Below are 9,001 nucleotides of genomic sequence, written 5' to 3'. Positions count from 1 at the left end.
TCGTTATCCTGCTGTCATTGGCCGAGCAGGACGAGGTTCTGGCGATATTGCAGCAGCGCGGCGCCGGTTAGGACTTTTTCAACAGCGGTGCAATCAGGTCCAGCGGCAACGGGAAGACAATGGTCGAATTGTTTTCAGCGGCCACTTCGGTCAGCGTCTGCATGTAACGCAGCTGGATTGCCTGCGGTTCTTGCGTCAGCGTCGTGGCAGCCTCGGCGAGCATTGCGGCGGCCTGCTGTTCGCCCTCAGCGTGAATCACTTTGGCCCGACGGGTACGCTCGGCTTCGGCCTGCTTGGCGATGGCGCGAATCATGCTTTCATCCAGATCGATATGCTTGATCTCGACGTTGGATACCTTGATGCCCCACGCGTCGGTCTGCTTGTCCAGTATCTGCTGCAGGTCCTGGTTGAGTTTTTCGCGTTCTGACAGCATTTCGTCAAGGTCATGCTGGCCGAGAACCGAGCGCAGCGTGGTCTGTGCCAGCTGGCTGGTGGCGACAAAGGGTTCTGCCACCTGGGTGACGGCACGCTCGGGATCGAGAATACGGAAATAGATTACGGCGTTGACCTTTACCGAGACGTTGTCCTGGGAAATGACGTCCTGCGTCGGCACGTCCATCACCTCGACACGCAGGCCAACCTTGATCATCTGCTGGATGATCGGAATGACGATAATCAGGCCGGGGCCCTTGACCTTTTTGTAGCGGCCAAGCTGCAGGATGACGCCGCGCTCCCATTCCTTGAGAATCTTGATTGCACTGAACAGAAACAGCAGCACCAGTGCTGCTACGATAATAAGCGGACTGAATGACATTAGCTGTTTCCCCCGGTGTGAAGCTCGACGTCGAGCTGTAAACCTTTTACTGCTGTAATTTTTACGGCATCGCCATTACGTATCGGGTCGCTGGAATTGGCTGTCCAGTTTTCGCCGTGCACGAAGACAGTGCCGTTGCCGTCAAAATCGCTCACCGCTTCAGCGATGGCGCCAATTAATTCCTGTTGCCCGGTCACGACCGGCATCTGCCGGGCACGCACCGCAAACCAGATGATTGCCATCGTCAGGCCGCCGCCGACCACAGCCATCGTGCCAATCAGGGTTCGGTCGATGCCAAAACCGGGTACATCCGTGTCTATCAGTATGATCGAGCCGATGACAAACGCAATTATGCCGCCTATCCCCAGTGCGCCGAAACTGGGGACAAATATCTCCGTAATCATCAGCACAATGCCCAGCAGAATCAGCCCGAGCCCGGCATAGTTGACCGAGAGCACCTGGAAGGCATAAAGCGCGAGCAGCAGGCAGATGGCACCGACCACGCCGGGTACGATTGCGCCCGGGTTGTAGCCTTCGAACAGCAGCCCGTAAATACCGATCAGCATCAGCAGGTAGGCAACGTTCGGGTTGGTAATGGAGTCGAGCAGGCGGGTGCGCCAGTCCGGGTCTATCCGTTCAGTGACCAGGCCGGCAGTTGCCAGGGTAACTTCGTTGCCCATGACCTCGACAGTTCTGCCGTCGAGCTGCTGCAGCAGATCACCGAGATTGTCGGCGACCATGTCGACGACGTTCAGTTCAACCGCTTCTTCGGCTGACAGGCTGACCGCCTCACGCACTGCCTGTTCGGCCCAGTCGGCATTGCGCCCGCGCATTTCAGCCAGGCCGCGGATATAGGCGACTGCGTCATTGATTGATTTGCGCTCCATCGCGGTGGATGGTTCAGGCGTACTGCCGCTGTTGGTCTCATCCTCTTCTTTGTCGGAAGTTTCCGGCTTTTCTGCCGGCGGGCTGCCGCCGATCTGTACAGGCGTTGCCGCGCCCAGGTTTGTTGCCGGCGCCATCGCGGCGACATGACTGGCATAGAGTATGTAGGTGCCGGCACTGGCTGCGCGTGAGCCGCTGGGTGAAACGTACGTTGCCACCGGCACCGAAGAATTCAGTATGGCCTTGATGATATCGCGCATGGCCGAGTCGAGACCGCCGGGCGTATCCATCGCGAGCACCACCAGGCGGGCGCCGTTTTCCTCGGCTTCCTCGATACCTCGAACGACATAGTCGCTCGAAGCCGGGCCGATAGCGCCGTCGATAGTCAGCAGCGTAACCGTGCCGCCGCCTTCTTCCGCGCCGGTAACCAGGCCGCCCAGCAGTACCAGCAGGAGGCTGACAGCGAAAGCCCGGTGCAGGTTACGTAGACTGTTCATTGGCCCATGATACCAAAGACCGCCGCGGCAAAAGGTCCATATCGCTATACTGTGCCGGGTTTTACCCATCGGGGTTGATATGCATCGGCGCTTGCCTCTGGTTGTCTGCATCTGTCTTGCGGCGTGTTCGGCTGCAGACCGCCGCCCGGCCACGGTGCCGGCCGTATCCGATGTGCCGGCGGGCAGGTTGTCGGGTGATGTAGTTCCGCTTTCCTATGCGCTGGACCTGACGATCGTGCCGCAGCGGGAGCGATTCAGTGGCAACGTCGAGATCGTCGTCGACATTCGTGCCGCGACAGACCGCTTTTATCTGCATGCTCGTAATCTGGATGTTCATGAATCAATGCTGCAGCTGGCCGATGGCAATATTGTCGAGGCTGCCTTCGACAGTACCGCAACAGCTGGCGTGGCCCGAATCATCTCGCCGCGTGTGTTACAGCCGCAGAAAGCGCTGCTGCGGCTGGCCTGGAATGCGCCGTTCGGACGCCAGCTGAAAGGGCTTTATGCCGTGCAGGAAGGCGGCAGGGACTACGCGTTCACCCAGTTCGAACCGATAAGCGCACGCGAAGCGTTTCCCTGTTTTGACGAGCCGGCGTTCAAAACGCCGTTCGATATAACACTCAATGTCGCAACCGGCGACACCGCGATTACAGCAACGCCGGAAGTCGAGCAAATACCGCTGGAAAACGGCCTGGTCAGGCATCGCTACGCCACCACACCGCCATTACCAACCTACCTTATTGCCTTCGCGGTCGGGCCACTCGATGTGGTGACCGCTGAGGACATCGCTCCGACGCCACAGCGCGCTGCGCCGCTGCCGCTGCGTGGTGTCGCCGCGGCAGGGAAGGGCGGCAGGCTGCAATACGCGTTGCAGACTACGCCTGAGCTACTGGCCATACAGGAAGCCTATTTTGACATCGCGCACCCGTATCCCAAGCTGGACATCGTTGCGGTACCGGATTTTGCCGCCGGTGCGATGGAAAACGTCGGTGCCATTACCTACCGCGAAAGCCTGCTGCTGCTGGATGAAGACTCGCCGGTGCAGCAACGCCGCCGGCACGCGCTGGTGCATGCCCACGAGCTGGCACACCAGTGGTTCGGCAACCTGGTGACAATGCCGTGGTGGGACGACATCTGGCTCAATGAGTCTTTCGCGACCTGGATGGCTTACAAGACCGTAGCGCAGTGGGACCCGCAGCATCGAGCCGAGCTGTCGCGATTGCGACGCCTGCAGGTTGCTTTTGACGAGGACGCGCTCGCCACGGCGCGCCAGATTCGCCAGCCGGTGATGGATGAGAACGATATAGAGAATGCATTTGACGGCATCACCTATACCAAGGGCGGCGCCGTGCTGCGTATGTTCGAGCGTTTCATGGTTGAGGACAGCTTTCGCGAAGCGGTTCGTTATCACCTGCGTCGTTTTCCTCATGCCAACGCCGATGTCAATGATTTCATGCAGTCGCTCAGTTCCATCGGTGGCGATGAAATCGGCCAGGCCTTCAGTAGTTTCCTGTTTCAGCCGGGCATACCGACGCTGGATGTGGAAGTTGACTGCGGCGCGGTCGCTACCGCGTCAATCAGCCAGAGCCGCTACCGCCCGATCGCCTCCGGTGCTGCTGATAGTGATGGCTGGATCGTGCCCGTGTGCCTGCGTTACGGCGACGAGCACGATTCCTTCGAGGCCTGTCAGCTGACCGGACCGGCGCCGACGCAGGTCGTTCTGCGCACCTGTCCGGTGTGGCTGCTGCCGAATGCCGACTACGCGGGCTATTTTTATTGGAGCGTAGCGGACTACCAGCCGCTGCTCGCGGCCGAGGCGCAGCTGTCACCGGCAGAACAGCTTGCCGTAGCGCACAGTATCCACGCCGGGCTGCAGGCAGGTCGCATCGATATTGCCGGGGCAGGCGGTTTGTACCGGCAGCTGGCAACCTCGCAGCGGCCACAGGTGGCACTGACGCCGCGACCTTTTATCGAGTTCAGTCGCCAGTACCTTGTTGACGAAACGTCCGCTATCGATGCCTACGTGCAGCAACTCTATGGCGACGTCGGTGCCGCGCTTGCCTTCGACGGGTCTCACATGGCGTCGCTGTCTTCCGATTCACGCCGCCTGTTCCTGGTGGACGCTGCGCGCCTGCTGGCCGCGGCAGGCGATCAATCCGTGCGCAGGGCAGCGCTGGCGGCGGCGGCTGAACTGGTCGAAAGCAATGAAGCCGCTGTCGTTGCGCCGGAAGCGGGCGAGCTGGCGCTGCAGATTGCCGCACAGGTTGGCGGGCAGGCCTTGCGGCAACAGCTGCTGGGCCAGTTGCGTGAGAGCCGGGATGGGCAGCAGCGACGTGATCTGTTGCGCGGGCTGGCGCATGCTGACGAGCCGGGTTTCGCCGCATCGATGCGCGATCTGGTTCTGACAGATGTTATAAGAGTCAATGAGATACGAGTGTTTCTTCGAGAACACGTAAAGTCAAGGCATAACCGCGATGCCACCTGGCGCTGGCTGCGGCAGAACTACGATGCGCTGGTTGCGCGCCTGCCGCCACGTGATGCCGGTCGCCTGCCCGCCGAACTGGTCGCCGGCTTTTGCGATGAACGCAGGCTTAAGGAAGTCAGCGGGTTTCTGGGCCCGCGTTTGTCGCAGCAGGTTGGCGGGGTACGCAACCTGGCCAAAGCAATTGAGCGGATCGAGCTGTGCGCGCGGCGCGCCGCTGTGCAGCGACCACAGGCCCGCGCTTATTTCAGTGGTGGCTGAACGGGCACCTGCCAACCTGCGTAGGAGCGGCTTCAGCCGCGAATCTCCACCGCGATCCCGGGAAACCCCGCGAATTCTGTGCCCACGGTGTCGCTCCCACAGCGGATTCGCGCCTGGAAGGCGCTCCTACGATGTCGGTTCGTAGGAGCGGCATCCTTGCCGCGATCCCGGGAAACCCCGCGAATTCTGTGCGCAGGCTCGCAAGCCATTGATATTGTGTTGCAACGTACTGGGAATTCAGTCTGTCATCAACTATACAAGTGTTAAGGAATTGGCCGAATAACCAAAAAAATATCAAGGAGGGGCCGTGCTGGGTCTCAACCCTCGGGTACTGCCGTCCGCGGTCCGTGCTCGTCTTGTCAGTAACACAGCCAATCAAGTTCTTACGCTGCTTTCAGCTTTAGTGCTGTTTGCCTTCATGTTGTTCGGGCTAATCGTCAGTCCGGTGCACGGCGGTGGGAAAGAAGACCTTAGTGTCAGCGGCTATGGCTTTGTCAGTGATGACCGCGTCGATCGCGGCCGCTATCTCTATACGTACACCATCACGGTTAGCAACACGGGCGGTGCCTACGAGAATGTGGTGGCGACGGCGACCAGCAAGTCAGCTAATACCGAGATCGTCGACGGTGTCGTCAATATCGGTTCGATTGGCGCTGGTGGCAGTGTTAACAGTGCCGAAACTTTCTCGTTTCGTCAGGACCGCACTTATCTTTTTGACCCGGCCTCGATTACCTGGACTTTCACCGGCGATCCGATTGCAGTCAACACGCCGCCGGTAGCCGACGCTGGCCCGGACCAAACTATCGTCTCGGGCAGCAGCGTTATGCTCGATGGTAGTGGCTCGACCGACGTCGACGGCGATGCGCTTACCTATGAATGGTCGTTCCTGCTCGTGCCGCCGACCAGCAGCGCCGTACTCAACGATCCGGCGTCAGTGATGCCGGAATTTGTTGCGGATCTGCCAGGTGATTACATCCTGCAGCTGATCGTCAACGACGGTCTGGCCGGCAGTGCCCCCGACATGGTGACGATCACCACAGAAAACACACCGCCGGTGGCCGATGCCGGCCCCGATCAAACGGTATTGGTCGGCGAGACGGTGCTGTTATCGGGCAGCGGTTCGTCAGATGCCAACGGCGATGACCTCAGCTATGCCTGGTCACTGATTTCGGTTCCGGCGGGGAGTAGTGCGGCGCTCAGTTCAACCAGCCAGGTTGATACCAGCTTTGTGGCCGATGTTTCCGGCAGCTATGTTGCACAACTCATTGTCAATGACGGTTTCGAGGACAGCGCACCGGATACTGTTTCTATCAGCACCGACAACTCGGCGCCGATGGCCGACGCCGGACCGGATCAGAATGCTGAAGTAGGCGCGACCGTGCCGCTCGATGGTAGCGGCTCAACCGATGTAGACGGCGATATGCTCACCTACAGCTGGTCACTGATCACGCTGCCGCCCGGCAGTACCGCGTTGATCGCCGATGCATCCGCAGAGATGACCAGCTTTGTGCCGGATCTCGACGGCATGTACGTCGCCCAGCTCATCGTCAACGATGGCACGGTAGACAGTGCGCCGGATACCGCATTGATTACGGTAGCGGTCGGCAACACGGCGCCAACGGCGGTGGCCACGGCCGATCCGATCACTGTTTCCCCGGGTGAGCAGGTGCAACTCGATGGCAGTCAATCCAGCGACCCCGAAGACGATGGCCTCACTTATCTTTGGTCGTTGGACGTACCGGGTGGTAGTGCAACGACACTGAGCTCTACCACTGCGGTCTCGGCTACGTTTACGCCGGATATCGAGGGCACCTATGTCGCGACGCTGATCGTCAACGACGGCGAGTTCGACAGCACCCCGGCGATGGTCAGCATCACCGCGTCGGACGATAACAATCCCCCGCGGTTAGCCATCATCGGTAACCGCGTGATGTTCCTGGGCGAGTCGCTGAATTTCCGTATCTTTGCCACCGATCCGGATCCGGGCGATACCCTGACTCTGTCGCTGCCAACGCAGCCGGCTGGCATCGGCTTCAACCCGGTAACCGGCGATGTGTCCTTTACGCCAACGGCCGGTCAGCTTGGTATAAATAATGTAACTGCGCGGGTAGAAGACAGTGGTGGGCTGTTCGACATCCAGCCATTCACCATCGAGGTGCGTGACACGATAGTCCTGCCACCGGCGAACAACCCGCCGACACTGGGCCCGATTCCCGATCAGGCGCTGCTTATCGGCGCCTCGCTGAGTTTGCAGACCGTCGCCAATGATCCTGATGCAGGCGACACATTGACTTATATGCTGCCAGCCGCGCCGGCCGGCATGACCATCAGTGCTACAGGACTAATCAGCTGGACACCGGGCGCCGCCCAGATCGGGCCACACGATGTCACGGTGAAAGTGACCGACCCGGCAGGTGCGGCTGCATTGCAGAGCTTCATTGTTACGGTCAGCGACATCAATCGGCCACCAATTGCAGTGGACGAGGTTTACCAGGCTCGCATTGGCGAGACCATCACTGAACCCGCGCCGGGTGTACTCGGTAACGACAGCGATCCCGATAATGATCCGATCACCGCTGCGCTGGTCACCGACGTTAGCCAGGGTGTGCTCGATTTGAGAGCTGACGGTTCGTTCGATTACACACCAGGGCTGCCGGATGAAATCGGCCCGGTCGAACTCGAGTTGCAGTGTCAGTATGCGAGCGAATTTCCCAATATCGGCTATCAAGCCAACGGCACCATAAGCGTCGGCGATGTGGATAATGACGGCATCAATGAAATAGTCGGCACCTGGTACAACTCCGAAGCGCTCAGAACCGAACTGTGGGTCATGAACGCCGAGGACTGTTCGATCGAGGTAGCGGCCAGCCCCGACGTTATTGCCGCCGGAGGGTTTACCGATGGGCCGCACCTCGGGCTCTTGGACATTGACGGCGATGGCGATCTGGAGATTATCGGGCCGCGCAACCGTCTTCCAGTGGCCGATGGCGGCTTCCAGGACGCCCAGCATCTGATTGCGGTCCACCACGATGGCACCCTTGCTTGGCCCGGCAACGGCGGCAGCGAAACCATACCGTTCCTGCCCCCTGTCAATGCCGGCAGCAGCTTCGGCGAGTTCCGCTACAGCGGTCCGACGTTCGCCGATATCGACGCGAACGGCACGGTTGAAATCATCATGCCGTGGCGCATCCTTGACGATTCTGGTTTCAGGCGCAATGGTATTACTGTTTTTAACGCAGTGGACGGCACCATTCAATGGAATTACCTCGGCGTAGAGACACGTGCAGCCCGGCCCTATAAGCCCCCGGTCATTGCCGATATCGATCTCGACGGCACGATGGAAATTCTTTTCCACACCGAAGTTATCAGTCATCTCGGCACCCAGGAATTCGTGCTGCCTGTCGAGCCCTGGCTCGGCGGTACTTCCCTGGTAACCGAGCATCTGTTCGTGGCCGTCGCCAATTTCGATGGCGACCCCGAAGCAGAAATTGTCGCCCGCGATCAGCAGAACAACTACCTGTTCAATCATGACGGTAGCCTGGTCTGGCAGAAACCGTCGCCGAATACATCGGAAAGCCAGATTACCGTTGGCGACTTTGATAATGATGGTTTGCCAGAGTTTGCCTACAACACTAGCTTCGGCAACTTCACGGCAACAACCCCGGGCTACATGGTTGTCTGGGATACCGATGGTGAAACCATTCTGTGGAGCCATGAAAACGAACCGAGTCTGCAGATTATTTCGACGACGCGATTACGCGGGCAGAATGCGACCGCTTACGATGCCAACGAAGACGGTTTCATGGATATCGTCATACATTATGATTTTGGTCAGGTGCCTGAATCCGGTATCTATATCTTCGATGGACGTGACGGCTTGATCCTGGAATTTGTCGACATATTTGCTGCGGGCAATGCCGGCGACTTTCAGCGCTTTGTCACTATCGTCGATGTCGATGACGACGGCGAAGCTGAGATCATAAGTTCGTTCAATGGTGGCGGCGGCGGTCAGACTCGAGTCTGGCAAGGTACCAGCGAGAACCCGCTACCGCCGGCACCGGC

General features: G+C 59.4%; 4 protein-coding genes. 2 read left to right on the top strand and 2 right to left on the bottom strand.

The features are described from left to right. Nucleotides 1-67: 67 nt before the first annotated feature. On the bottom strand, nucleotides 68-814 hold the full coding sequence (locus HKN06_14930; GenBank protein NNF62603.1) for a slipin family protein: 747 nt from the start codon (nucleotides 812-814) through the stop codon (nucleotides 68-70). Beyond that, nucleotides 814-2,196, bottom strand: a complete 1,383-nt coding sequence (locus tag HKN06_14925; GenBank protein ID NNF62602.1) for a nodulation protein NfeD — start codon at nucleotides 2,194-2,196, stop codon at nucleotides 814-816. The genes HKN06_14930 and HKN06_14925 overlap by 1 nt, the downstream gene beginning before the upstream one ends. Before the next feature lie 79 nt (nucleotides 2,197-2,275). Here HKN06_14925 and HKN06_14920 point away from each other — a divergent pair, with 79 nt between their 5' ends. Then, the gene (locus tag HKN06_14920) at nucleotides 2,276-4,939 is read left to right on the top strand and encodes a M1 family metallopeptidase (GenBank protein ID NNF62601.1); all 2,664 of its coding nucleotides are present in this window, start codon (nucleotides 2,276-2,278) and stop codon (nucleotides 4,937-4,939) included. Between the two features lie 418 nt (nucleotides 4,940-5,357). Beyond that, nucleotides 5,358-9,001: hypothetical protein (locus HKN06_14915; GenBank protein NNF62600.1), on the top strand; the 3,644-nt coding region annotated here is incomplete at its 3' end.

The sequence above is a fragment of the Gammaproteobacteria bacterium genome, from assembly GCA_013003425.1.
Lineage (GTDB): Bacteria > Pseudomonadota > Gammaproteobacteria > Steroidobacterales > JABDKV01 > JABDJB01.
This window is presented reverse-complemented; position numbering and strand designations above follow the sequence as displayed.

Bases quoted from the DNA above. Each gene is read 5' to 3' on its own strand.
- HKN06_14930 (NNF62603.1), bottom strand. From the start codon at position 814: ATGTCATTCAGTCCGCTTATTATCGTAGCAGCACTGGTGCTGCTGTTT.
- HKN06_14925 (NNF62602.1), bottom strand. From the start codon at position 2,196: ATGAACAGTCTACGTAACCTGCACCGGGCTTTCGCTGTCAGCCTCCTG.
- HKN06_14920 (NNF62601.1), top strand. From the start codon at position 2,276: ATGCATCGGCGCTTGCCTCTGGTTGTCTGCATCTGTCTTGCGGCGTGT.